The sequence below is a fragment of the Rhodococcus sp. OK302 genome (assembly GCF_002245895.1).
In the GTDB taxonomy this organism is placed as follows: Bacteria; Actinomycetota; Actinomycetes; order Mycobacteriales; family Mycobacteriaceae; genus Rhodococcus_F.
Window position 1 is genome coordinate 1969237 of the sequence record NZ_NPJZ01000001.1, and the last position, 24152, is coordinate 1993388.

At 61.0% G+C, this 24152-nt stretch carries 22 protein-coding genes; 14 read left to right on the forward strand and 8 right to left on the reverse strand.

All coding sequences use genetic code 11. The features are described from left to right. Window positions 1-264: 264 nt before the first annotated feature. The 4 genes from BDB13_RS09125 to BDB13_RS09140 are packed head-to-tail and all read right to left on the reverse strand — an operon-like array spanning window position 265 to window position 4040. The gene (locus tag BDB13_RS09125) at window positions 265-1188 is read right to left on the reverse strand and encodes an ABC transporter permease (protein WP_094271354.1); all 924 of its coding nucleotides are present in this window, start codon (window positions 1186-1188) and stop codon (window positions 265-267) included. Window positions 1189-1201: 13 nt separating this feature from the next. Beyond that, complete coding sequence (locus BDB13_RS09130) at window positions 1202-2143, reverse strand: ABC transporter permease (protein WP_094271355.1); 942 nt, start codon at window positions 2141-2143, stop codon at window positions 1202-1204. Beyond that, window positions 2143-3000, reverse strand: a complete 858-nt coding sequence (locus tag BDB13_RS09135; protein WP_094271356.1) for an ABC transporter ATP-binding protein — start codon at window positions 2998-3000, stop codon at window positions 2143-2145. Before BDB13_RS09135 ends, BDB13_RS09130 begins: the two co-directional genes overlap by 1 nt. Beyond that, entirely contained in the window at window positions 2997-4040 is a 1044-nt protein-coding gene (locus tag BDB13_RS09140; RefSeq protein WP_254922767.1) for an ABC transporter ATP-binding protein, read from the reverse strand. The genes BDB13_RS09135 and BDB13_RS09140 overlap by 4 nt, the downstream gene beginning before the upstream one ends. Before the next feature lie 1037 nt (window positions 4041-5077). Here BDB13_RS09140 and BDB13_RS09145 point away from each other — a divergent pair. The 10 genes from BDB13_RS09145 to BDB13_RS09195 all read left to right on the forward strand — a co-directional run bounded on the left by BDB13_RS09145 (window position 5078) and on the right by BDB13_RS09195 (window position 15789). After that, window positions 5078-6361 carry an ABC transporter substrate-binding protein gene (locus tag BDB13_RS09145; protein ID WP_176459551.1) on the forward strand — a complete coding sequence of 428 codons (1284 nt, stop codon included), beginning with the start codon at window positions 5078-5080 and terminating at the stop codon, window positions 6359-6361. 410 nt (window positions 6362-6771) lie between these two features. Next, complete coding sequence (locus BDB13_RS09155) at window positions 6772-8058, forward strand: ABC transporter substrate-binding protein (RefSeq protein WP_141210626.1); 1287 nt, start codon at window positions 6772-6774, stop codon at window positions 8056-8058. A 76-nt stretch (window positions 8059-8134) separates the two neighbouring features. Continuing rightward, window positions 8135-9016, forward strand: coding sequence for a branched-chain amino acid ABC transporter permease (locus BDB13_RS09160; protein WP_094271360.1), 882 nt, complete (start codon window positions 8135-8137; stop codon window positions 9014-9016). Between the two features lie 3 nt (window positions 9017-9019). After that, entirely contained in the window at window positions 9020-10147 is a 1128-nt protein-coding gene (locus tag BDB13_RS09165) for a branched-chain amino acid ABC transporter permease (RefSeq protein ID WP_094271361.1), read from the forward strand. Continuing rightward, window positions 10144-10944 (forward strand): ABC transporter ATP-binding protein, encoded by an 801-nt coding sequence (locus tag BDB13_RS09170; protein WP_094271362.1) that lies wholly within the window; start codon window positions 10144-10146, stop codon window positions 10942-10944. The genes BDB13_RS09165 and BDB13_RS09170 overlap by 4 nt, the downstream gene beginning before the upstream one ends. Further along, entirely contained in the window at window positions 10937-11713 is a 777-nt protein-coding gene (locus BDB13_RS09175) for an ABC transporter ATP-binding protein (protein WP_094271363.1), read from the forward strand. Before BDB13_RS09170 ends, BDB13_RS09175 begins: the two co-directional genes overlap by 8 nt. Next, window positions 11710-12285 (forward strand): NADPH-dependent FMN reductase, encoded by a 576-nt coding sequence (locus BDB13_RS09180; protein ID WP_094271364.1) that lies wholly within the window; start codon window positions 11710-11712, stop codon window positions 12283-12285. The genes BDB13_RS09175 and BDB13_RS09180 overlap by 4 nt, the downstream gene beginning before the upstream one ends. 2 nt (window positions 12286-12287) lie before the next feature. Beyond that, window positions 12288-13433, forward strand: coding sequence for an alpha/beta hydrolase (locus BDB13_RS09185; RefSeq protein ID WP_094271365.1), 1146 nt, complete (start codon window positions 12288-12290; stop codon window positions 13431-13433). 14 nt (window positions 13434-13447) lie between these two features. Further along, a complete protein-coding gene (locus BDB13_RS09190) occupies window positions 13448-15013 on the forward strand; it encodes a long-chain-fatty-acid--CoA ligase (RefSeq protein WP_094274793.1) in 1566 nt (521 codons plus the stop codon). Beyond that, entirely contained in the window at window positions 15010-15789 is a 780-nt protein-coding gene (locus BDB13_RS09195) for an IclR family transcriptional regulator (RefSeq protein WP_094271366.1), read from the forward strand. The genes BDB13_RS09190 and BDB13_RS09195 overlap by 4 nt, the downstream gene beginning before the upstream one ends. Window positions 15790-15914: 125 nt before the next feature. Here the strand turns inward: BDB13_RS09195 and BDB13_RS09200 are convergent, their stop codons facing one another. The 4 genes from BDB13_RS09200 to BDB13_RS09215 form a co-directional block, all read right to left on the reverse strand. Further along, entirely contained in the window at window positions 15915-17354 is a 1440-nt protein-coding gene (locus BDB13_RS09200; protein WP_176459552.1) for an ABC transporter substrate-binding protein, read from the reverse strand. A gap of 472 nt (window positions 17355-17826) precedes the next feature. After that, window positions 17827-18195 (reverse strand): nuclear transport factor 2 family protein, encoded by a 369-nt coding sequence (locus BDB13_RS09205; RefSeq protein WP_094271368.1) that lies wholly within the window; start codon window positions 18193-18195, stop codon window positions 17827-17829. Then, complete coding sequence (locus BDB13_RS09210; RefSeq protein WP_094271369.1) at window positions 18192-18764, reverse strand: VOC family protein; 573 nt, start codon at window positions 18762-18764, stop codon at window positions 18192-18194. The genes BDB13_RS09205 and BDB13_RS09210 overlap by 4 nt, the downstream gene beginning before the upstream one ends. A 177-nt stretch (window positions 18765-18941) precedes the next feature. Further along, entirely contained in the window at window positions 18942-19310 is a 369-nt protein-coding gene (locus tag BDB13_RS09215; protein WP_094271370.1) for a nuclear transport factor 2 family protein, read from the reverse strand. Between the two features lie 308 nt (window positions 19311-19618). Between BDB13_RS09215 and BDB13_RS09220 the strand changes: the two genes are divergently transcribed. The 4 genes from BDB13_RS09220 to BDB13_RS09235 all read left to right on the forward strand — a co-directional run bounded on the left by BDB13_RS09220 (window position 19619) and on the right by BDB13_RS09235 (window position 24148). Beyond that, a complete protein-coding gene (locus BDB13_RS09220) occupies window positions 19619-20383 on the forward strand; it encodes an SDR family NAD(P)-dependent oxidoreductase (protein WP_094271371.1) in 765 nt (254 codons plus the stop codon). A gap of 29 nt (window positions 20384-20412) precedes the next feature. After that, the gene (locus BDB13_RS09225) at window positions 20413-21234 is read left to right on the forward strand and encodes a helix-turn-helix domain-containing protein (protein WP_094271372.1); all 822 of its coding nucleotides are present in this window, start codon (window positions 20413-20415) and stop codon (window positions 21232-21234) included. 209 nt (window positions 21235-21443) lie between these two features. Next, window positions 21444-23102, forward strand: coding sequence for a long-chain-fatty-acid--CoA ligase (locus tag BDB13_RS09230; RefSeq protein WP_094271373.1), 1659 nt, complete (start codon window positions 21444-21446; stop codon window positions 23100-23102). Window positions 23103-23290: 188 nt separating this feature from the next. After that, entirely contained in the window at window positions 23291-24148 is an 858-nt protein-coding gene (locus BDB13_RS09235; RefSeq protein WP_141210627.1) for an aspartate/glutamate racemase family protein, read from the forward strand. The last annotated feature ends 4 nt before the right edge of the window (window positions 24149-24152 follow it).

Consider the following 24152-nt stretch of genomic DNA (forward strand, 5'->3'; position numbering starts at 1 on the left):
TGACAGTCGTGTTCGCTGTGGCATTTCTCTGGGTGGATCACAACCATCCATCAGCTGGTCCTGACGGTGGCGGAATATTGTGGGGGACAGTGAGTACCACTGGTTGTAGCTGCACTAACCGTGATGGCGTGATGTACTTCCCGGGGAACAAGAGTGGGGTCCGATCGAGGACCAGCTCACAAGTGAGTTAGTCGTCGATCGGACCCCGGTACCCGCGGAGGGTTAATAAAGGCGCACAGCAACAGCAGATGGCGGCGCCGAATATTACTTGTTGCGGCTGAGCAGCCTGATCTTTCGAGTGGTGCCGGTGCCTTCCAAGGCGTCGCGAAGGCCGTCGCCGAACGTCGAAAATGCGAGAACGGTCGCGACGATCATGATCGCCGGAGCGATCAATGCGGTTGGCGCGGTGTAGACGTTGTCGAACGCATCACGAAGCATGCTGCCCCAAGATGTCTGCGGCGACTGAACTCCGAGGCCGAGGAAGCTCAATGATGCCTCGGCGACAATGGCAACTCCGGCGGAGAAGGTGAGCTGCACCAGAATTGGCGATGCAGCGTTGGGAAGGACATGTCGCCACAGTAGGCGCCACTGGGAGCATCCCAGTGCTCGGCACGCCTCGATGTAGGTTTCGGTAGCGACAGACTCGGCTGCGCCGCGTGCGAGCCGGAACAGTGAGGGGGCCAACACGATACCGATGGCGAGCATCGCGTTTGTCAGGCCAGGACCCAGGATGCCGACGATAGCGATGGCCAGGATCAGGGGCGGCAATGATTGCAAGGCGTCGGAGATTCGAGACAGCACGGTGCCGACTGCGCCTCCGACAAGTCCGGCGAGCAATCCGAACGGGATTCCCAATATTGCAGCGACGCCGACGGCTTGAACGATCGCGGCCAGCGTCACCGAAGCCGCATCCAAGAGTCGACTGAGCATGTCGCGGCCGTAGATGTCGGTACCGAGCAGGTGGGATCCACTCGCCGGGGCGAAGCTGTTCGACAGGTCTTGCGCATTCGGATCGTACGGTGCGAGCAGGCCACCGAAGGCGGCCAGCAGGATGACGAAGACGAGGAACCCCAACGAGACCATCGCGAGTCGATTGCCTCGGAGCAATCGAAGCGGACGGCTGGTGGTCCAGAAGTGAACAAAGGGATTCGGTGGACGTGTCACACCGGCAACGGTCTTGTCGTGCATGATGATCGGCCTTTCAGACGCGGACGCGGGGGTTGAGGTAGCCGTAGGTGGCATCGACGAGCACGTTGATCAGCACGATGAGCACCGCGCAGAGCATGACGATCCCGAGGATCACCGGGACATCGCGAGAGAAGACGGAACTTACCGCGAGGGTTCCCAGGCCGGGAAGGGCGAAGACGAACTCCACGGTCACCGCTCCGGCGAGTACCCGTGAGACCTGCAGTCCCAGCACCGTGACAATCGGTACACCGGCATTCTTGAGGCCGTGTTTGCCGATGATTGTGCTCCGCAGCAACCCTTTTGCGCGGGTAGTGCGGATGTAGTCCTTGCCCAGTACGTCCACGAGTGAGGCGCGGGTCTGCCGGGCGAGTTCGGCGGCCGAGATAGCCGCAATCGCAATCGCCGGAAGGATCAGATGCTGTAGCCACACACCGGCTCCGTCGGCCAACGGCGCGTATCCGGTGGCCGGGAAGATCGGGCTGAGGATTGCCAGCGGGATCACCAACGCCAGCGCAACGATGAAGGGCGGCACTGCCATTGCCACGCTCGAGAGCACCGTCAGAGTCCGATCCAACCACGAGTTCGGGTGCACGGCGGCAAAAATTCCCGCCGGCAGTCCGACGGCTATCACGATGAGCATGGTCACGAGTGTCAACGAGAGAGTGACCGGAAGCCGTTCCCCGAGAATGTGTACGACACTCTGAGAGCTGTACAGGGAGGTTCCCAGATCTCCGGTCAGCGCTCCACCGAGCCAGTCGAGATACCGCACGATCAACGGTTGATCCAGACCGAGTGCCTGCCGCGTCTGTTCGATCTGCTCGGGGGTGGCATTGTCACCGGCCAGCACGGCCGCTGCATCGCCCGGCACGAGGTCGACCAGTGCGTAGACGAAGAAGCTGACGAGCAACAACATCGGGACAGCCGACGCGATTCGCTTGGCGATCAGGTTGAGCATCACAACTCCTTCACAGTGCCGGAAATCGCTGGGCCTGCAACGGCGTCGGTTCGTAGATCGAGAAACTGCGCCCGCGGATCTGGGATCGCCTGCAACAACGTCTTGGTATACGGGTGCTGAGGATCGGTGAAGACCTGCTCAGTGGGGCCGGTCTCGACGATGACGCCTTTGAGCATCACCGCGACTCGGTGTGCCAAGAATCTGACCAGCGACAGGTCATGCGAGACAAACACATACGCCAATCCTCGCTCACGTTGCAGGTCGATGAGTAGGTTGAGGACCTGAGCCTGAATCGACACGTCCAGTGCGGCCACCGGCTCGTCGCAGACGATGAAATCCGGCTCGGTGGAGAGCGCACGTGCAATGGCGATGCGTTGCAGCTGTCCGCCGGAGAACTCGCGTGGATACTTGTCGAGTTGATCGGCTCGTAGTCCGACCCGCGTCAACAGCGCAACAACGGCGGCGTCGCGGTCCGCGCCCTTCAATCCACGGTGGATCGTGAGGGGTTCTCCCACCGCGGCGCGGATTGTCATGTGCGGATCGAGGGACGAGAAAGGATCCTGGAAGATCATCTGCGCCCGTTGACGGAAGGTTCGCAGCTCCGTCTTCGACATTCCGAGTACGTCCTGGCCGTCGAATTTCACGGAACCTGAGTCCGGTTCGATCAATCGCAGTGCAAGTCGGCCGACGGTGGATTTGCCGGCGCCGGATTCGCCTACGATCCCCAGTGTCTCGCCGCGCTCGACGGTGAACGAGACATGATCGGTCACTGTGGTGCGTTCACGTACGCGTCCGAGCAGGTCTCGCTTGGACGGATAAGTTTTCACCAAATCTGATACTTCGAGTAGTGGGTTCATCCCGTGATTCCTTCCAACACCAGATCATTCGCACGCACACACCGCACTGCGCGCGCGGATTCTGTCGACGTGTTCGAGGCGAGCGGAATAGTTCCGGCTTCGCATTCCGTCCCGGAGTGGGGGCATCTCGGCGCAAATCTGCACGACTGCGGCCAGTCCCAGGGTGCGGGTACTGCTCCGGGAATCGCCTTGAGTGGGGCCGATCGGTCGCGGTGGTCGGGAATCGCGTCGAGCAACCCCTGCGTGTAGGGATGTTGCGGAGACAGGAAGAGGTCCCGGACCGACGCGGACTCGATGACCTGCCCTGCGTACATGACGTTGACGGAGTCACACATTTGCGCGACGACGCCGAGGTCATGGGTGATGAACAAAATGGAAACGTCGAACTGCTGCTGCACTTCTCGCATCAACTCGAGCATCTGCGCTTGTACCGTAACGTCCAATGCGGTGGTCGGCTCGTCGGCGATCAGCAGCTTAGGCTTGCAGACCATGGCGATTGCCAGCATCACACGCTGGCACATTCCGCCGGAGAACTCGTGTGGGTAGGCACGGGCGCGTACCGCCGCGTTGTCGATTCCTACCGCATCGAGCATCTCCACCGCGCGCGCCCACGCAGCTTTCCGTCCTACCCCGTCGTGCCGGCGCACTACCTCGGCGATCTGGGATCCGACCGAGAAAGCGGGATCCAAGCTTCGCCGGGGTTCCTGGAAGATCATCGACATTTCCGTACCGCGGACGTCGGCCAATTCGCGATCCGTCAGACCGACGAGTTCCCGTCCGGCCACCCGGATCGACCCCGTTACCTTCGACGTCGCGGCCGGCAACAAGCCCATCGCTGCAAGCGAAGTCACCGTTTTTCCGGACCCGGATTCCCCGACGACACCGACAATCGACCCCGCCGGTATCGACAGATCGATTCCGTCGACGACGCGGGTCCATCCATGGTCGGTGATGAAATCTACCGACACCCCCTCCATGCGCAACACCGGTTCCGTCTCGGTGCGCGCCGATATCATGTGTTTATCGACATCGATACTCATGCAACAACTCCCGAAGTCTGGGTTTGTGTGTCCATCGGCCGCCACGGGCCTGCCGCCTCTGTGGGCTTGCTGTGGACCTGGGAATCGAAATGCGTAGCAGTATTAGATATTTCGCATCGACATCAAAGTAGTCATGTGTTGTGTGGAACGTCAATAGCTGTTGTGCCCTGCTGATCGTGAAGGATCTCGCTCGCTCAGCGAACGAAATCCTTCACAATCGGATTAGGTGCCGACGGTGTGGGAAATCATCGAATATGTTCGATGGCAATTGGTTTCGGCGGTCCGAACTTCTGTTAGGCGCAGTCGTTCCCACACGTCGGCTTGTCGGAGAACCGAGAACGCGATAGCGGCCAGGCATGTCTGTTTCGCAAAGGCGTGATCCAACGCCTGGCGAAATCCACATACGGCCGCATGAAGAGCACTTGTAGACGTGACCGTGAGACGCATACTGGCTCGATCAGGCCGATGTCACGAAGCTTGGCGTATAGCAAGAAGATTCGTAGCACGTTGTCTATCTACTCGATGAGATGCAGCGGATTCTTGTCCGACGGTTACCGCTGTCGAATCTGGGCCGAGTTCGACTTTGTCGGTTGACCGGTCGCACGTGTCGGTCCCGCTCCTGTCCACATAGGGCCGTGACGGTCTTTGTATGCAGAAATGGCAAGTTTCATGCTCATTGATAGGAATATTTGGCAAATTGTGTACAATCTTGTTTTGTCTGGGACTTGGCTCACAGTGGTTCTGGTTTTGGATTGACGGTGGAATGCGGCTCGGGTTGTGTGGTCCGATTCGCTTTACGTCATGTCGGCGAATATTTCCAGTCGACATCGCTGAAGTCGGCTAGGCATCGCTGCTGGCTCGGCCCTGTGGGTTGTGCGCCCAATGGTTCGGTGTTCGGCAGAGTCTTACTCTGCACAGAGAAATTTGTTCACATTAGTCCAGGTTAAGTGATTGTTGAAATGAGATTAGCGATCGATAAGTTGGTCTTGACTTGTCGGCCTTCATGCCTGTTCAATGCTCAGGACCACAGTTTCGATGTGGGTCAGGTCACAACCCGAAGGGACGTACTGAAGATGTTGAGGAAAGCTGCTCCAGCCCTCGCAATCGCCACGATGCTCACGTTGACTGCTTGTGGCGGGTCGGCCGGTGGAGACTCCGCAAGTTCGGATGGGGTCAAGACCGGGAAGGGTGTCAGCGACAGCGAGATCAACCTTGCGATCCTCACCGACTACTCCGGTCCGATCGCGCAAGCGGCTACGTCCGGCTCGATCGGCCTGGAGATCAAGCTGGACCAGGTCAACGCTGCCGGAGGGATCTGCGGGCGTCAGATCGTTCTGCACAAGATGGACACCAAGTTCGACCCCCAGGTCACCACGCAGCAGTACCGCGCCATTGCGAACAAGGTCGTGATGATCCCGCAGGTGATGGGTACTGCGCCGCTGATGGCCATCAAGGACAGCATTGCGAAGGACGACATCCTGACCTTCTCGGCATCGCTCAACTCGTCGTCGCTCAAGCTCGAGGATGTTTCCATCTACACCCCGCCTTTCGAGGTAGAGCTGATCAACGGCCTTGTTTGGGCCGCTCAGAAGGTCGGCGCCAGCGCAGCCAATCCGCTCAAGGTCGGCGTCGTCGCGGCGGCGGACGAATACGGCACGACCTACGCGGGTGCGGTCAAGTTTGCAGCGAAGCAGATCCCCGGCGTCGAGGTTGTCTCCAGCCCGACGTACAGCCCCACGGACAATGACTTCACCGCTCAGGCCACGGAGCTCAAGAATTCCGGTGCGCAGGTCGTAATGCTGTCCAACACCATGGCTCAGACGCCCGGTTTGATCGGTCAGTCCGCCCAGCTCGGCTTCAAGCCGATGTGGGTCGGTTACTCGGGCTCTTGGAATGCAGCGCTGGCAAAGCCGCTCGCTGGCCTGATCGACAACTACTTCATCTCCTCCAGCTATGGGGCTCTCAACGATGACGTCCAGGGCATCAAGGATATGAACGCAGCTCTGGCTCAGTACGCGCCGGACGAGAAGCCGAGCAACTTCCAGGTCGCAGGCTGGCTGAGCGGTGTGGCCACCGTGGCAGTGTTGGAAAAGGCATGCGAGAACAAGGATCTCACCCGTGAGGGTGTTCTGGCGGCGGTGCAGGACCTCGATATCGATTTCGGTGGCATCCTGCCGGCTGTCAACCTCGGCACCGGCGACTCGATTGTCAGCTACAAGAGTCGGATGAACAGCATCAATGCAGACGGCCTGCTGATCCCGATCACTGACTGGTCCGAGACCGATCAGGCTCGCGCTTGGGGCACGGAAAACGGTTTCTGACAGTCGGGGACCGGACGCTGTTCGACCGATCTGAGTTGAGTTAGTGCTTCGCAAACACCTCCGGAGGTGCACGGCGGGGGCGGCCAAAGGCTCCCGTTCGTCGAGGACCAGGACGTTGACGCTCCGGTCTTCGTGAACCCCCGGAGGTGTTTGCCATACCCGACCCAACCGGAATTTTCTCTCAGAGAATCCCGGATGCAGGGAGTGGCTTGGACGACCGGACAGCTCGACTTCTGGAACTCTGCCCGAGCCTCGACGACCTGCACGTTTGGCAGAAATCTTCTCTGCACAGAGAAATATTTGCAAGTACCTGCAGCTAGCGAGACTGACGTTTGGCACTTAGCGATCGCTAGACAGGCCTTGACTAGAGGGCTGTGGAGCTGTTCAATGCACAGGAGCACTGATTCGATGTGGGTCAGGTCACAGATTGCAAAAGGGGCATTTTGATGATGTTGAGGAAGACGGTTCCGGCTGTCGCGGTCGCTGCGATGCTCACGCTCACCGCTTGCGGTGGGTCGGACAGTGGCACCTCCACAAGTGCCGGCGGCGTCAAGACGGGTATTGGTGTGACCGACACCGAAATCAACCTGGGACTGCTGTCCGACTACTCCGGTCCGCTTGCCCAGGCGGCGACCTCGGGCACGCTAGGCATGCAGGTTCAGGTCGACGCAGTCAATGCCGCGGGCGGAATTTGCGGACGCCAACTCGTCCTGCACAAGATGGACACCAAGTACGACCCGCAGGTCGCCACGCAGCAGTACCGTGCCATCAACAACAAGGTGCTGATGATGCCGCAGTTGGTTGGCACGCCGGCGATGATGGCCATCAAGGACAACATCGCGAAGGACAACATGCCTACCTTCGCGTCCTCTCTCAACACTTCTGCGATCAAGCTCGACAAGGTCTCCATCTACACCCCGCCCTTCGAAGTGGAGCTGATCAACGGTCTCGTCTGGGCTGCTCAGGAGGCCGGCGCCAGCGCCGCCAATCCGCTCAAGGTCGCTGTGATCACCCCCGCGGATCAGTACGGCGAGATCTACGCCGGCGCAGTCAAGTTCGCCGCGGACAAGATCGACGGAGTGGAGGTGGTCGCTAGCGCGACCTACACCCCCACTGATAACGACTTCACCGCTCAGGTTGCCGACCTGAAGCAGTCCGGCGCTCAGGTCGTGATCCTCGGCAATACGATGGCTCAGACCGCCGGCATCGTCGGTCAGTCGGCGCAGCTTGATTTCAAGCCCAAGTGGGTTGGCTACTCGGCGGCCTGGAACGCGGCGCTCGCCAAGCCGCTCGCTGGCCTGATGGACAACATTTACGTGTCCGCCAGCTACGGCGTGCTCGCCGACGATGTTCAGGGCATCGCAGACATGAAGGCGGCCTTGGCGAAGTACGCGCCGAACGAGGAGCCGAGCAACTTTCAGGTAGTCGGTTGGCTCAGCGGCGTGGCAACTCAGGCGGTGCTTGAAAAGGCTTGTGAGAACAAGGATCTCACCCGTGATGGCGTGCTGGCGGCGATGGAAAACCTCGACGTCGATTTCGGTGGCATTCTGCCCGCCGTCAACCTCAAGGATGGCGACTCGATCGTCAGCTACGAGACGCGGGTGAACCGCGTGGATGCCAACGGGATGATGATCCCGGTTGCAGACTTCAAGGCCACCGACGAGGCGAAGGCCTGGGGCGAGGCAAACGGCTTCTAGCTGTCTAGGTATTACTCATTGTTCGACTGAAGCCACAAGTGCCACATGTTGTTCGACTAAAGGAGTAGAAGGGGAAATGTCGCTCTTCTTACAGCTCGGCTTCCAGGGCATCGCCCTGGGAATGGTCTACGGACTGATCGGCCTCGGGTTCGTGATCATGTTCAAAGGCTCACATACTTTCAACTTTGCCCACGGAGAGATCGTGGCGATTGGTGCCTACTCCGTGCTGGCCTTGATGGCCGTCATGCCTTGGGGGCTGGCGTTCGTCATCGCAGTCATTACCACGGTGGTCCTTGCGGTCCTGATCGAGGCGGTCTTCTTGCGCCGCATGGTCGGGAAATCCGTTACCACCGTTGTACTTGCGACACTGGGCATCTCGATCATGCTTCACCAGGCGATCTTGATGATCTGGGGCGTCGGCACTCATGGTTCGGCCGGCCCCGTCGGTTCCGGCACCGTGAATGTCGGCTCAGTGGTTCTGCCGTGGAGTGGCATTGCGACGATCGGCACCTCCGTGGTGGTCCTCGCCGGGCTGGCCTACTTCTTCCAGAAGACTCCGTACGGCCTGGCGCTCCGCGCGACTGCCAGTCACCAGGAAGCGGCGCTAGCCCAGGGAATCGATGTGCGGCGGATGTTCGCACTCTCGTGGGGTCTCGCGGCGTTCCTTGCCGTGGTGGCCGGCGTCTTCCTTGCGTCCTTCCCTCGGGTTGTCTCTCCGTCCTTGGGCGTCGTTGCGCTGCTTGCTATTCCCGCGATTGTGATCGGTGGCATGGACTCGTTGGTCGGTGCGATCGTCGGCGGCCTGATCGTCGGCCTGATCCAGGTGATGGGGTCTTACTACCTGTCGGATATCGGTGGCGGCCGACTGCACGAGGTCCTGCCCTACATCGTCATGTTTGCCGTGCTGGTGGTCCGGCCCTACGGACTCTTCGGCAGTAAAAGCATTGAAAGGGTCTGACCGATGACAACAACTCTCGAACCCCCCGCACCCATCGACGATGACACCGCAGGTGCTCCCGCCCCGGTCGTGCGGACGAAGAAGCGAAGCACGCGCGTCTGGGTTGCAGTGTGGGTCGCGGCGATGCTCGTTGTTCCGTGGGTGGTGCAGTCCGATCTCTGGATGGGCGTGGGAATCTTCGCGCTGATCGCTGCAGTCGGCGCGCTCGGTATGCAGGTCATCACTGGATTTGCCGGTCAGATCTCAATGGGCCACGCGGTATTCATGGCGATCGGTGCGTACACCTCAGCCTGGCTGGGAGTCGATGAGGGACTCCCGGTCTGGGTGTGGTTGCCCGCCGCCGCTGTGGTTGCCGGACTTGCCGGTGGAGTGGTCGCTCCGGCGGCAGTGCGCATCCGCGGGCTTTACCTGGCGGTTGCGACGTTGGCCCTGATTTTCATCGGGACGTACGTCTGGGAGACCTGGACCAGTATGAGCGGTGGCGTCAATGGTCGAACTGCCGCTGCGGTTGAGATCAACGGTCAGGATCTGTTGGACGGCTACTGGTCGGCGGATGGCGAGGAAATCCTGACGTCGTTCCAGGCATGGTGGTACTTCGCGCTCGCAGTGCTGCTCGTCGTCACCGTGCTGACCTGGAACCTCAAGCGCTCGCGCCTCGGTCGCGCTTTTATGGCGGTCCGTGACCGGGACATCGCTGCCGGCGTCGCCGGTATACCGGTGACCAGGACCAAGGTCGTCGCCTTCGTTATTTCCTCGGCTCTTGCCGGTGTTTCCGGCGCTCTACTCGTGTCCTACATGGGTTACTTCACGCCGAGTCAGTGGACGATGATGGTTTCCGTCGACTTCATCGCCATGGTTGTCATCGGTGGTATGGGCACGATCGCGGGCGCTATTCTCGGCGCGTTTTTCATCAAGGCGATGCCGGAGATGGTCAACGTTCTCTCGCCGTACCTCCCGTTTGTCTCGAAGGACGCGAGCGCCGACGGCGGCGTTACCGCGCCTCTGCTTTCGCAGTTCCTGTACGGCTTCGTGATCGTGCTGGTTCTTATCTTCGAGCCCAAGGGTTTGGTCGCACTCTTCAAGCGACCTATTGACTGGATCCGAGCCCGAATTTCCGGAGGTAGCAAATGAACTCGCTGGTTATCGACAGGCTCAGTGTTCGCTACGGCGCAGCGTCGCTGGCGCTCGAAGACGTGAGCCTCACGGTTCCCGAAGGTCAGATCGTCAGCCTTCTCGGGCCCAACGGCGCGGGCAAGTCAACGCTGATGCGTGCCGTCTCGGGTTTGCTCGGCGTGCACGGCGGCGCCGTCGCCTCGGGCAAGGTCGAGCTGCTGGGCAAGGACGTCACCAATGAGCGCTCCTCGAAGCGTGTCAAGGCCGGGCTCGCGCAGGCGCTCGAGGGTCGACAGGTGTTCCCCGGACTGACCGTGGCCGAGAACCTCGCGAGCGGCGCCTATGTCCGGCGCTATCGCAAGGCCCAGGAGCTCGAGGCGCGCGAGAGGGTGCTGCACCACTTCCCGCGGCTGGGCGACCTGATGGAGCGCAAAGCCGGTTACCTCTCGGGCGGCGAGCAGCAGATGCTCGCGATCGGGCGGGCGATGATGTCCGCGCCGAAGGTACTTCTGCTCGACGAGCCAAGCCTCGGCTTGGCGCCGAAAATCGTCGCTGATGTCCGGGACGTGATCGTTGCCATCAACAAAGAGGGCACCTCCATTCTGCTCGTTGAGCAGAACGCGGCGATGGCAATGGCAATTGCCCAGTATGCCTACGTCCTCGAAGGTGGCCGCGTGGTCAAGGAGGGCAAGTCGGAGGACCTGCGTGGCGATGCGGAAATCGCCGAACTCTACCTGGGGGCATCGGCAGTAGGAGCATCAGAGCCTGTGCGGGACAAGGGAATCGATACCGAAGGAGCGATCCAGCATGTCTGAGACGCGTGCAAACCTGTTGGAGATCGAGGATCTTTCTCTGAGCTTCGCTGGGGTGAAAGCTATTGACGGCGTGAGCTTCTCAATCGTCGAGGGTGAGTTGTTTTCCGTTATCGGTCCGAACGGTGCCGGTAAGTCCTCGTTGTTCAACTGCATCTCCGGCGTGTACGCACCGCAATCCGGTTCGGTGCGCTTCGCGGGCGCGGAAATCCTCGGATTACCGGCTCACAAGATCGCGAAGAAGGGCATCGCCCGGACCTTCCAGAACGTGGAGGTCTTCCCGGCCATGACGGTGCTGGACAACCTGTTGCTCTCGCGGCACAACGCGATGCGCGCGGGGGCCCTCGAGAACATGCTGTGGCTGGGCCGCTCGGCGCGCGAGGAGAAGGCAGCGGTGGCGAAGGTTCGCGAGGTTGCGGCGCTGATGCAGATCGAGCATCTGGCCGACACCCCGGTCGGATCGCTGCCGCACGGCACACAGAAGCGAATCGAGTTGGCGCGGGCGCTGGCGATGGAACCTCGGCTGATCATGCTCGACGAGCCCGTCGCGGGCATGAACCACGACGAGACCGCCGAGATGACGGAGACTATCGTGCAGGTGAACCGGGATCTCGGCGTGGCCATCCTGCTCGTCGAGCACGACATGAAGATGGTCATGGGTATCTCGAATCGCGTCTGTGTCCTCAACTTTGGTCAACGAATTGCCCTCGGCAAGCCCGCTGAGGTTATCCGCGACGAAGCTGTCGTCGCGGCCTATCTGGGAGCTGCATGATGAAAGACGGAAAATTTGTAATCTGCGCGATTGCGGGCAGCCTCCGCGCAGAATCGTGGAACCGCAAGCTCCTCGAAGCGACCGCGGCAATGGCGCCGGACGACGTCGACGTGCGGATCACGAAGCTGCTGGGCGAGATCCCGATGCTCAATGAAGACGATTTCGGCAACGAGGCCGAGAGCGTCCACGCACTGCGCGCCGAGGTCGAGGCCGCTGATGCTCTTGTGATCGCCACGCCGGAATACAACGGTGGCGTCCCCGGTGTTCTGAAGAACGCACTCGACTGGCTCTCGCTTCCTCTCGGACGCTCGGTACTCGAGCGCAAGCCGGTGGCGATCATGGGCGCGACGCCCGGCCGCCTCGGCACAGCACGCAGCCAGTTCGAACTGCGTCACACCTTTGTCTTCTCGCGGTCACCGGTGTTGCCGGGGCCCGAGATTCTCCTCAGCTTTGCGCCCAATCACTTTGACGAACAAGGCCGGCTGACGGATCCCATCGTCCTCGAACGGGTCGATTTGATGTTTACGCATTTGAAGAAGTACGCAAGTCTCAACGAATACGAGGTTGTCTAACCATGACCGGCGCTACCACCAGCCCGACCATCCACAAGGAATTTGTCAGCACCGAGTCCCCCGGCGCGAAGCGCGCGGGGGCCGGCGGCTACCCGTGCCAGGGCCTGTACTACACGCCGGCCGGCAAGAAGCCGCGCATCGCGATGATCGCTACGCACTACCAAATTGATTTCTCGGAGCACTACATCGCCGAGTTCATGGCTGCGCGAGGCATTGGATTCCTGGGCTGGAACACCCGCTACCGCGGTTACGAGGAGCTCTTCAACCTCGACCAAGCCCTGGTCGACATCGGCGTGGGTGTGCGCTGGCTCAAGGAGCATGCAGGGGTGGATCAGGTTATCCTGCTTGGCAATTCCGGCGGCGGCTCACTGATGGCGGCCTACCAGGCGCAAGCCACTTCGCCGTGCATCCGTCCTGCCCGCGATATGGAACCCGCAGTGGGTATCAACGACCTCATTGCCGGCGATGCCTACATTTCCCTCGCTGCGCACGGCGGTCGGCCCGATGTGCTGACCGACTGGCTGGACGCCGCCGTCGTCGACGAGAACGACCCGACGCTGACGGACCCCGAACTTGACCTGTTCAACCCCGAGAACGGTCCGCCGTACTCCGAGGAGTTCATCGAGAAGTACCGTGCCGCGCAGGTTGCCCGCAACCACCGGATCACCGCCTGGGCCCAGGAAGAGCTAGCCCGAGTTACCGCCGCGGGCTACTACGACCGTCATTTCGGTGTCCCGCGTACATGGGCGGATCCCCGAATGATGGATGCGACGCTCGAGCCGAGCAGTCGACCGGAAGGTCAGTGCTACCGCGGGGCGACTCCTGCGGCTAACCGCGGCGACCGCGGGCTCAGCGCCGGGACCACACTGCGGAGCTGGCTGCACATGTGGAGCCTCGAAGAATCCCAGTGCCGCGCGGAAATGCACATGGAGAAGATCACGGTGCCGGCGTTGGTCATCAACCCGGATGGCGATTCCGGTGTGTTCCCGAGTGACGCGGACACGCTGTTCAGTGCCATTGCGAGCGAAGACAAGTCGCGTAAGGACCTGCCCGGAGATCACTACTTCCAGGAGCCCGGTACCCGCGAAGCGGTCGCCGACGTGATGTGCGATTGGATCGCGGACCGTTTCCCTAAGGCGCAGTGGTGATTACGAGCATCGAGATGGACGACCTGGCACTTGCGCGAAAGCAGCATTGGGTCAATCAGGTTGCGCGGCATGCGTTTGAACGCGGCGACTTGACGGCCATCGTCTTCGGCGACCGCCGGATAACCTGGGCGCAGCTTCAGGAGCGAGTGGTCGCCGTCTCTTCCGCACTCGCCGAGCGAGGCGTGGGCCCGGGCGACCGCGTTGCACTGCTGATGGGCAATCAGGCCGAATACATCGAGATCATGATCGCCGTCAACAGAATCGGTGCTATCGCGGTGCCGATCAACTTCCGGCTGAGCGTCGGTGAGGTGGCGTTCACACTCGACAACAGCGGGTCTGTCGTCCTCTTCGTGGACGAACAGGCAAGCGCCACCGGAATTGCGGCAGTTGCAGAGGCCTCGGGTCCGGTGCAGGTGTTCCAGCTCGGTAGCGAGAGCACTGATGGTGCAACGTCATACGACGTTCTTCTCTCTCACTCCGGTTCGAGTGAACCAGTCGAGGAGGTGGAAGAGGCACAGTCAGCGCTGCTGATGTACACCTCGGGCACCACCGGACGCCCCAAGGGCGCCGTGCTCACTCACCGAAACCTGTCAGCGCAGTCGACCACAAACCTCATGGCGTTCCGCTTCGAGATGCACGACGAGGTCAGTCTCTGCGCCGCGCCGCTGTTCCACATCGGAACCATCGGCCTGGTGGCCCCGTCGATCCTGGTGGGCGCGACGATGGTCATCCTGCCGAGCGTCTCCTTCGACGCGGGCGGCCTGCTCGACGTTGCGGAACGTGAGCGGGTCACCTCGACGTTCCTCGTGCCCACCCAATGGCAGGCGGTCTGCGACGAGCAGGAGCGGGCGCCGCGTGATCTGTCCCGGCTCCGTGTCAGTTCCTGGGGCGCGGCGCCGGCCAGCGACACCTTGCTCCGCAAGATGGGCGAGGTGCTGCCGGGCGCGTCGAGCCTCGCGCTTTTCGGGCAGACCGAGATGTCCCCGGTTACGTGTGTGCTCGAGGCCAAGGACTCGCGTCGCAAGCTGGGCTCCGTCGGCCGCCCGGCGCCTGGGGTCTGGGCTCGCATCGTCGACCCTGACATGGCGGATGTGAAGCCCGGAGAGGTCGGCGAGATCGTCTATCGCGGAACGGGACTCATGACCGGGTACTGGAACAACCCGGAAGCGACGGCACAGGCTTTCGCCGGCGGCTGGTTTCACTCCGGTGACCTGGTGCGGATGGACGAAGAGGGCTTCATCTATGTCGTGGACCGCGCGAAGGACATGATCATCTCCGGCGGCGAGAACATTTATTGCGCCGAGGTCGAGAATGCGCTGGCAGGCCACCCCGATATCGCCGAGGTTGCCGTGATCGGCCGGACCCACGAGCGGTGGGGTGAGACTCCGGTTGCGGTGGTCTCGTTGAAGCCGGGCGCGGTGGAGTTGACTCTCGAGGCATTGCGCGTCTGGGCAGGGGAGAGGTTGGCCCGCTACAAGCTGCCGACCGACCTCGTTGTGGTCGATATGTTGCCACGAAACGCGTCGGGCAAGGTCACAAAGAATGCTCTGCGCACTTCTGCCGTTACGCTACCTGCGTGACCGTAAAGGAAGATTCATCTCCGAACCGTCCGCAGTATCCGATCGAGTCGGTCGATAACGCACTTCGGATCCTGCTGTTGCTGGGCGAACGCCGCAGCATCCGGCTGACCGATGTGAGTGAGTACCTCTCGGTGGCCTCGTCGACCGCGCACCGGTTGCTGGCGATGTTGCAGTACCGCGGTTTCGTCCGCCAGGTCGAGGGCTCCCGGGCTTACGAGCCGGGCCCCGCCTTGACGACGATAGCGTTCGCGGTCCTGCGTCAGACGGACGTACGGGCACGGGTACATCCGGTGCTCGAGCGTCTCTCGACCAGTCTGGGTGAGACGGTCCATCTGGCCCGGCTTGACGGGAACACGGTGACCTTCGTGGACTCGGTCGAGAGCGCGAGGGCGGTGCGTGTCGGGTCCCGCATGGGGATGACGATGCCGGCGCATTGCACATCCTCCGGCAAGGCGTTGCTCGCTGCGCTGGATGACCGAGCGGTGCGCGAGTTGTATCCCGAGGAGAAGCTGACGGGCCTGACCTCGCACTCGATCACCAAGCGTTCGGCGCTGCTGCGCCAACTCGCGGAGATTCGCAAAGTTGGCTTCGCTACCAGCGACGAAGAGTCCGAGGATGAAGTTGCGTCGGTGTCGGTCTCGCTTGGCGAGTACGGCGGGGCGCGCTACACGTTGAATGTGTCCACGCCCAAGAGTCGGATGTCCGAGGTGACCCGTGAGGAGATTGCGGACGCCCTGGCCCAGGCGGTAGACGAGGTCGCAGCGTTCTTCCTGTGATCTGGAGATGGTATGAATATTATTGTGTAACAGGGTAATACAACGAAGCAGCCCCGCCGATCGAATTCATCGGCGGGGCTGCTTCGTTTGCTCGAATGTCCACGACAAGTCGAGGCGGGTGCTACCTAGTCTGAGATCCAGATCTTGTCGAAGAGCGTCAGTCCGTCCATGCCAGGCTTCGCGTCATGGACGTTCGGTGCCCAGGTGATGAAGTTTGCGCCCGAACCCAAAGGCACGATCGGTACATCCTCGTTGAGGATCGTTTGCATCTCCTCGAATCCAGCCCTGCGCGCCTCTACAGTGGCGGCAGTCTGAATCCGAAAAATCACGTCATCCATCTTGGGATTGCCGTAGCCACTTACATTTTGGCTGGATCCAGTCGTGAGCAGGCCTTGAAGCCGCAGGAGCGGGGCGGAGTCGGGAACCGCTGTGCCGGCAACGCTGACATCGAAGTCATGAGTGACATAAAAAACCTTGGCAATATCGTTTTTCGTTGCATTGGGCTGGATTTCAACCTCGAAGCCGACATTTTGGAGCAGCGACTGCATTGCCAGCGCCAGATCGATCGACGCCGGATCTGTCAGAGAGGCGAACGTCAATTTTCCGTTGTAGCCATCTGCTTTGGCCTCATTGACGAGCTTGCGGGCGGCCTCGACGTCTTGAGTGGGACCGGGGATCGACCCGTGCATGGCGGACCACTCTTGGAACAGTTCGAGCCCCGGAGAGTTCAGCCCTTTTCGGGCGCGTTGATTGATCACGGCAGGGTCGATCGCCTTCGCAATTGCCTGCCGGACCCGGATATCGTGGGCGGCACGGCCTTCCCTGATATTGATCATGCCGTTGTCGACCATGCTTACCGGCTCGTAGTAACCGGGGAACTCGGCCCGCATCGTCTCGATGGCCTCACCCCCTCTGAGGTACGCCATCTGCACCTCGCCCGTCTTGAGTGCGTCGACCATTGGCTGTTCACCGTGAAGGTCTACGAACTTGAGTCCGCCAATTCTCGGCTTCCCGCCCCAATAGTCCTCGCGTGGCGCAAGAACGAGTTCGACTCCGGGATTGACAGATTTGACGGTGAACGGGCCAGCGCCGATCGGCTCGACAAATTTCCCGTCCTTGAACGAGTCCGGATGAGTAATCATGCCGAACCCGGAGGTCAGGAGCGTGGGAAAGTCGTTCCACGGATTGTTCAGGTAGTAGGTCACGGTACGCGGATCGGGCGTCTCCATGGACCGTACATTCGCCCGGAACTGGTCGGTGTTTGTTGCATTGCCCTCGGTCATGCGATTGGTGCTGGCAACAACGGCCGCCGCGTCCAGGGTGTCGCCATTGCTGAACTTAACCCCGTCACGAAGTGTGACGGTCCACGAGAGTCTGTCGGGAGCCTCGGTGATCGACTCGGCCATCTGAGGGACAATGCCTGCGGATTCTGGGTCCCACCGCACCAGGACGTCGTAAATTGTGGCCATTTCGGTGCCGCCGAGCCAGGCGGAGGTTCTGCCCTTGATCGGGTCGAGCGTATTGGTCAGCGCATGAGATGCATACGTCAGAGTCGCATTTTCCAAGGCGGTTCCCTCGGGTGACTGCTCGCCAATCACCTCAGCCCTAACGAGTTTCGGTGCGTTGCTGCTGTCAGATGAGCCGGCGGAGGAAGCGCATCCGGAGGCTATGAGCCCACAAGTCGATATGAGGACGAAGGCGGAAAGCGCCCGCCTTTGAATTATTCGCTTCATTGCCATCCTTCAGAGGGTGTGTCAATAGACCAGGCGCGCGTTCACACTGAGACTGGGAATTGGATGCTGTTGGCTCGCCGACCACCAAGCGAGACTCACATCACATGTAACACGTTAGCAGAAGTAAGTTCTTCCTGGAAGAGGAAACCACGAGGGTGCGCACGCGGTCGTGAGGTCGATTACGCCGCTGCATCTTTTCTGCGATCTCTAGACGGGGTGAATCTTCTTGTGCGGCAATCTGGTACAACGAAAAGCCCTGCCGATCGGTTTGATCGGCAGGGCTTTTCTATTGACTGAGTTCTACTCAGGCGAAGACCTTGCGGAGTTGGCCTGAGTCGAGGTATTCCTCGATGCGGCGGACCTTGCCACCGTCGACGAATACCCGAAAGATCGTGGGCACATTGACAGTCTTGTCTCCGATGGTCGCCCGGATGACATGCTGGCGCATAAAGCCATCTTCGAGGGCGACGCAGCGCGGCTCGTCGTAGCCGAAGTCGTCGTAGCGGGTAGGGATGCCCGAGAGGATGCGAAGGTTGTCCTCACGGGACTGCTCGGCGTTGTCCCAGTTGTGCCAGATCTTCACGTCGTCGTGATAGATCTCGTCGAGTACGGCGACATTACCGAGCACAAGTGCTCCGAACATCTTGTCGGCGAGCGCGAGCATCTCGCTCACTTGGCAGCAGCCCCGACCGAGGTGCCAAGGCCGCCGTCTGCGGTCCGAGGCGCGTACTTGACGTCGTCTTCGCGCAGTTCGCGCGTCCAGGCTGCGAACTCGAGCAGGATGCCGTCGGGGTCGAAGAAGTAGATCGACTTCACATAGGTGGTGTCACTGTCTCCGAAGCTGATTCCACGCTCGGACATGTCGTGGTTGAGCATCGGCCCGGTCTGTACGCCCTTGGCCTCGAGCTTGGCCTTGTACTCGTCGAACTTGTCGAGTGGGATCTTGAACGAGACGTGGTTCATGGAGCCGTGCGCCGACGCGATTTCCTTGCCGATGCCGGGGATTGCCGCCGGTGACGCGATGCCGGGAGCGTACGGGGCTGCGTCGGCGAACCAGAAGAACGCGATGAACTGTCCGCCACCCATGTCGAAGAAGAAGTGCTGGCCGCCGTTGGGGATGGAGAGTGTCATGGACAGCTTCATGCCCAGGACGTTGGTGTAAAAGTCGACAGTGCGTTCCATGTCCTTGCAGACCAGGGCCAGGTGGCACACGCCACCGAGTTCGAATTCCGTATTTGTCATCTCACACTCTCCTTGCTTTGTGACGCCTGTCGCGCCGCTACCTCGGTTCGAGGGTATTACCGGGTGTTCGGTTCGTCAAGATTTAACGATCGCTAAGTTTCGAACGTCATGATGATCGTGGTATCGATCGGGCCCTGCGTCCTGTTCCGTTTTTGGGGGGCGTCGGTGTGGGTCGGATCAGCTGAAGACGACGTTGAGCTGGCCGCGATCGAAGTACTCTTCGATGCGGTGGATTTTTCCGCTCTCGACGTACACGCGCAGGACTGCAGGGACGTTGACGGTCTTTTCTCCGATCGTGGCCTTGATGACGTGCTGGCGGAGGAAGCCGTCCTCGACTGCGGTGTGGCGGACATCCTCGTACCCGAAAGCGTCGTAGCGGCCGGAGATTCCAGCGAGGGTTGCGAGGTTGTCCGCACGGGACTGGTCGATGTTGTCGAAGTTATGCCAGACGGTGACGTCGTCGCGATAGAAGCTGGCCACCGCGTCGATGTCACCGCTCGCAACGGCGTTGAAGAACTGGTCGGCGAACTCGAGGATGTCGCTCATGGGAATGCTCCTGACTGGGCGTCACGGACGACGCCGAACGTATTTGCCGGGGATGGGAGACGTCTGCGTTGCATCGTTGGCGGGTCCGGGCCAGTGGGCCAGTATTCGCCTCATGGTGTGATCCGCATCGCTCGAACATCTCATGATGACCGTATTGCCACCTGTTTGGTTCGTCAAGGACTATCGATCGCTAAGTTTCGAACAATTGGGGAACGTGCTATTGACGGAAGCCCGTCGGACGTGCAACTCTACTTGTGTCAGAAATCACTTCTGCTTGGCAGAATTAGTGTGCAGGAGAGAGCGTCGGAATGACTAGCCGCAACCGCTTTGAGAGTAAATCTGTAATCGTCACGGGTGCCGGCTCCGGCATCGGCCGCGAGACTGCACTGGCCTTCTCCAGAGAGGGCGCGCAGGTGACGGTAGCCGACATCAACCAGACGGCTGCACAAGAGACGGTGTCGGCAATCGAGGCTGAGGGTGGCGCCGCGCGAGTGTCGGTGGTCGACGTTGCCAACGCCGCGTCGGTCGAGTTGATGGTCGAGGGGGCAGTCGACGCGTACGGCCGCATCGATGTTCTCCACAACAACGCCTACTGGGCTCCGCTGAACCGCAGCGCCGTCGACACCACCGAGGAAGAGTGGGACCAGGCTCTGGCAGTCACGCTCAAGAGCGTGTGGTTGGGTTGCAAGTATGCGATCCCGCACATGGTGAAGGACGGCGGCGGTGCCATCGTGAACACCGCCTCCACCGCGGCATTTATTGCAGGCCCTTCGTTTGCCGCTTACATTGCGGCGAAGGGCGGAGTGGTAGCCCTGACTCGGTCGGTCGCGTATGACTTCGGCAAGCAGGGCATTCGATGCAACGGTGTGGCTCCGGGGCTGATCGAGACACCGGCCACCGTGGATGTCTTCAACGACCCCGCTCGGGTCGGACCCATCCGGGCGCATCAACTCCTGGGACGCCACGGTCAACCGGGGGAGATCGCCGACGCCGTGCTATTTGTCGCGAGCGAGGACTCTGCGTACATGACCGGGCAGACCATCGTTCTGGATGGCGGCCGTCTAGCCGGGTAATCGCGAGTCGGCGGGATACCGTGGTGCGCATGGCGGTGGTGGGACGAATCAGTGGGGACGGGCTAGGCGTCAGGATGCGTGCAGCGCGCATCGAGCATGAGATGGGGTTGAGGCAACTGGCGCAGCAGATCGGCATGAGTCCGTCCTCGCTGAGCGAGTTCGAGAACGGCAAGAGTATGCCGGGGGCTGAGCGTCTGCAGGCACTCGCAACTGCACTCGGTGTGCCGCTGGATCCGAGTCCAGCCGAACCCGCCAGTCCAGCGTTCGAGGATTGGCGGGACTTTGAACGGCTCGACCTCGCCCCGGTCTTCCGGGCGGCGCTGGATGTCTTCGTGGAAGTGGGTTATCACGCTGCCACGGTCAGGATGATCGCCGACCGGTGTGGATTGTCGATGGCCGGCGTTTACTATCACGTGGAAAGCAAGGATGCTCTCCTTACCGAATTGTTGCAGGGCGCAATGGCTGAGTTGATAAGTCGATGCGTAGCGGCAGACGCCGAAGCAGATTCGCCGGCGCAGCGGGTGACGAATCTTGTCGAGTGCGTGATCCTGTTTCACACGTACCGTCAGGCCTCGGCGGTGCTCGCGTCCACGGAGTTGCGGTCCCTGGACGAGCCTGGCCGGTTGCTGCATCTCCAGTTGCGACGCAAGGTCCGGGACATTATTCAGTCGGCCGTCGAAGCCTGCCGTGATGAGGGGCAGGTGGGAACGGTGCCGGCAGCATCTACCTCCACGGCGATCGTCACGATGTGCGTCGCTGTGGCTGATTGGTACCGGCCTGGAATCGGCCAGTCGCCGCGTGAGATCGCCAGGGAGTACGCCGATCTCGCGTTGGCCATGGTTGCTGCTTGAGAGTGCTGTGGCGGCTTACGGTTTCGGCCTTCATTCCTTGACTAACGTAGTCGGCCTGTGCGATTCTTTGTGCAGAGAAGCGTTCTGCATTGCAGAATAATGCGTGGGATTGACTTTCAATCTGACGAAATATCAAGTCCAGGACACACGTTGGCGGGTCGGCATCCCGGCCGCTGCCGCCTCGTATAACCGGATACCAGGAGTGCGTAATGACCGCGATTGTCCAGGGACATCCGTCGACGAATGACGATTCTTATCAGCTCAACACCACCACGTTGATCCGTCATTCGGCGCGTAACTACCCCGAGCGCGAGATCGTCTATCGCACGAGTGACGGGGGATGGGACCGCTACACGTACGCCGACGCGTATGCACGCATCAAGCGGATCGCGAACGCCCTGACCGATCTGGGTGTCGCGCCCGGTGACGTCGTGGGAATCCTGGACTGGAACAGCAAGCGGCACTTCGAGCTCTACTGGGCCATCCCCGGCACCGGAGCAGTGATGCTGCAAATGAACCTGCGCCTGGCACCTGAGGATGTCGGCTATGTCGCGACGCACGGCGGTGCGTCTGTCGTCCTGGTGGACGAGAGTTTGCTGAGCGTCGCGGAGTCGGTAGCACCCTTCGCGCCGGAGGTTACCTGGGTTGTCATGTCCGACAAGCCTTTATCCGACATCACCACAACGTTACCGAATGTCCGTCATTTCGAAGACCTCGTCGCGAAGGCATCGCCGGAGATCGACTGGCCGATGATCGACGAGAGCTCCGCCTACAGTGCTTGCTACACGACCGGGACCACCGGCCGGCCCAAGGGCGTGTACTACTCGCATCGAGCGATTTATTTGCACACCCTGACGCAGGCCTCGTCCTACGGGATGAGCGCCGCCGACGCGGTCATGCTGATTACGCCGATGTTCCACAGTCAGTCCTGGGGTTTGCCGCAGTCCGCTGTCTACGTCGCGGCCAAGGTCGTTCTGCCCGGGCGCTATTCGGCTGAGGACACCGACATGCTGGCGGATGTGATGATCGCCGAGGGTGTGACTGTCGCGAATGGCGCTCCGGCAATCTTCCAGCCGATGCTCGACTACATCAAGACTCTCGACGTCAAACCGGATTTCAGTCGAACTCGCTTGTTGTCCGGCGCGACCGAGCCCGCGCTTTCGCTCATGCGTGGGTTCTACGACTTGACCGGCGCCGATTTCATCCATGCCTACGGGGCTACCGAGACTGCCCCGATGGCTTTCGTCAACTACGGCCGCAAGGTGACCTTGCAGGGCAAGGTGTCGGAGGACGAATGGTGGAACATCAAGCGCTATCAGGGTCTTCCCGCGGGCGGTGTCGACGTGCGGATCGTGGATACCGAGGACAACGACTTGCCTCACGACGGCAAGAGTCAGGGCGAGGTCCTGCTGAAGGGGCCGTGGATCACCGCGAGATACCACAAGCTTGACGACGACGCCGACCGATTCCTTGACGGTTACTGGCGAAGCGGTGACATCGGGACCATCGATGAGAACGGCTATCTCAAACTTGCGGATCGGCTCAAAGATGTCATCAAGAGTGGCGGCGAATGGATTTCGTCGATCGACATGGAAAACGCGATCATTGCGCATCCTCGGGTAGCCGAGGCCGCAGTGATCGGTGTCGAGCATCCGAAGTGGCAGGAACGTCCGGTCGTCATCATGGTGACGACGGATGGTGAGGACGTTGCGCTCGCTGAGATCCACACATTGCTTCACGGTGCCTTCGCCAAATGGCAGCTCCCGGACACGATCTTGTATGTCGACGCGCTTCCGCGTACGAGTGTCGGAAAGCTCGACAAGAAGGTCATGCGCGTTCAGCACGGGGATCTCTACCGAGACGTCTAGGTTTCATGAAATCCTGGGCAGTGTGATTCTTGCGCTGCCCAGGGTTTGCTGTATCTGCTTGTTGTTCAAGGCTTTCGGTGTTCTGGAAGATTGAATGCACCTTCTTCACAGTAGAAATGTCTTCTGATAGCCTCCTCACAGGAGTCGCTGGAAGTGGCTCGAATCACCTCGATGTCAAGGAGACTCAGTTGACCAAGCGGATCGCATATCTCGAAATGAATACGGGCCAGCAGAAGAGTCCCGTCCCCGAGCGCCTGATCGCCCCCGGCTATTCCGTCGAGTCGGTGTTCACGGGGATTCGAGTGACCCCGATCAACCCGGTCGACCTCCTGCTCTCCGATTTCATTTACGCCGAGGCTGCTATGCGGGCCGCTCGCGACGGGTACGCCGGAGTGCTCATCGGCGGGGTTCCGGACTACGGTCTGGCTGCAGCGCGCGCCGCCACAGATATCCCGGTGGTCGGTAGTGGTGAGGCCAGCCTGCTGGCCGCAGCGGCTCTCGGCGAGAAGTTCAGCATCGTCACGATCTGGCCGGAGACGATGGACTTCGTCTACGAGCGTCTCCTGCGCGATAATCCTGTTGGACGGCAGTGCATCTCGGTACGTTACGTCTCGACCCATGCTGAGCAGAGCACTCTGGCCGATGAAGACAACTTCCTCACCCAGATGAAGGCCGGGCGCGAGGACATCATCGAGCGCATCCTTGTCGAGATCGAACTCGCAGTGCAGGACGGCGCGAAGTCGGTCATTCTGGGTTGCAACTGCATGAGCCCGGTCGCCGAGATCCTCGCTGCCCGCTCGAGTGTCCCCATCGTGGACCCGACCACGGCCGGCTACCGCCAGCTCGAGACGCTGATCGAGCTCGGCTTGCGCACGGCGAGGGATCCGCGGGTGCCGCGATCGGAGCGTCAGGAGCTTTTTGCCGAGATGGTGCAGGCGGCGGATCTCGCGCTCGGTGCTGATCTGGAAGATTGCCCGGTGTGCGTGCTCAACGACGACGGCACCGCTTCGTGCGATCTGCCGGCAAGCGTGCCTGCCGAAGCGTAGGACG

Bases quoted from the DNA above. Each gene is read 5' to 3' on its own strand.
- BDB13_RS09125 (WP_094271354.1), bottom strand. From the start codon at position 1,188: ATGCACGACAAGACCGTTGCCGGTGTGACACGTCCACCGAATCCCTTT.
- BDB13_RS09130 (WP_094271355.1), bottom strand. From the start codon at position 2,143: ATGCTCAACCTGATCGCCAAGCGAATCGCGTCGGCTGTCCCGATGTTG.
- BDB13_RS09135 (WP_094271356.1), bottom strand. From the start codon at position 3,000: ATGAACCCACTACTCGAAGTATCAGATTTGGTGAAAACTTATCCGTCC.
- BDB13_RS09140 (WP_254922767.1), bottom strand. From the start codon at position 4,040: ATGAGTATCGATGTCGATAAACACATGATATCGGCGCGCACCGAGACG.
- BDB13_RS09160 (WP_094271360.1), top strand. From the start codon at position 8,135: ATGTCGCTCTTCTTACAGCTCGGCTTCCAGGGCATCGCCCTGGGAATG.
- BDB13_RS09165 (WP_094271361.1), top strand. From the start codon at position 9,020: ATGACAACAACTCTCGAACCCCCCGCACCCATCGACGATGACACCGCA.
- BDB13_RS09170 (WP_094271362.1), top strand. From the start codon at position 10,144: ATGAACTCGCTGGTTATCGACAGGCTCAGTGTTCGCTACGGCGCAGCG.
- BDB13_RS09175 (WP_094271363.1), top strand. From the start codon at position 10,937: ATGTCTGAGACGCGTGCAAACCTGTTGGAGATCGAGGATCTTTCTCTG.
- BDB13_RS09180 (WP_094271364.1), top strand. From the start codon at position 11,710: ATGATGAAAGACGGAAAATTTGTAATCTGCGCGATTGCGGGCAGCCTC.
- BDB13_RS09185 (WP_094271365.1), top strand. From the start codon at position 12,288: ATGACCGGCGCTACCACCAGCCCGACCATCCACAAGGAATTTGTCAGC.
- BDB13_RS09190 (WP_094274793.1), top strand. From the start codon at position 13,448: ATGGACGACCTGGCACTTGCGCGAAAGCAGCATTGGGTCAATCAGGTT.
- BDB13_RS09210 (WP_094271369.1), bottom strand. From the start codon at position 18,764: ATGACAAATACGGAATTCGAACTCGGTGGCGTGTGCCACCTGGCCCTG.
- BDB13_RS09215 (WP_094271370.1), bottom strand. From the start codon at position 19,310: ATGAGCGACATCCTCGAGTTCGCCGACCAGTTCTTCAACGCCGTTGCG.
- BDB13_RS09220 (WP_094271371.1), top strand. From the start codon at position 19,619: ATGACTAGCCGCAACCGCTTTGAGAGTAAATCTGTAATCGTCACGGGT.
- BDB13_RS09225 (WP_094271372.1), top strand. From the start codon at position 20,413: ATGGCGGTGGTGGGACGAATCAGTGGGGACGGGCTAGGCGTCAGGATG.
- BDB13_RS09230 (WP_094271373.1), top strand. From the start codon at position 21,444: ATGACCGCGATTGTCCAGGGACATCCGTCGACGAATGACGATTCTTAT.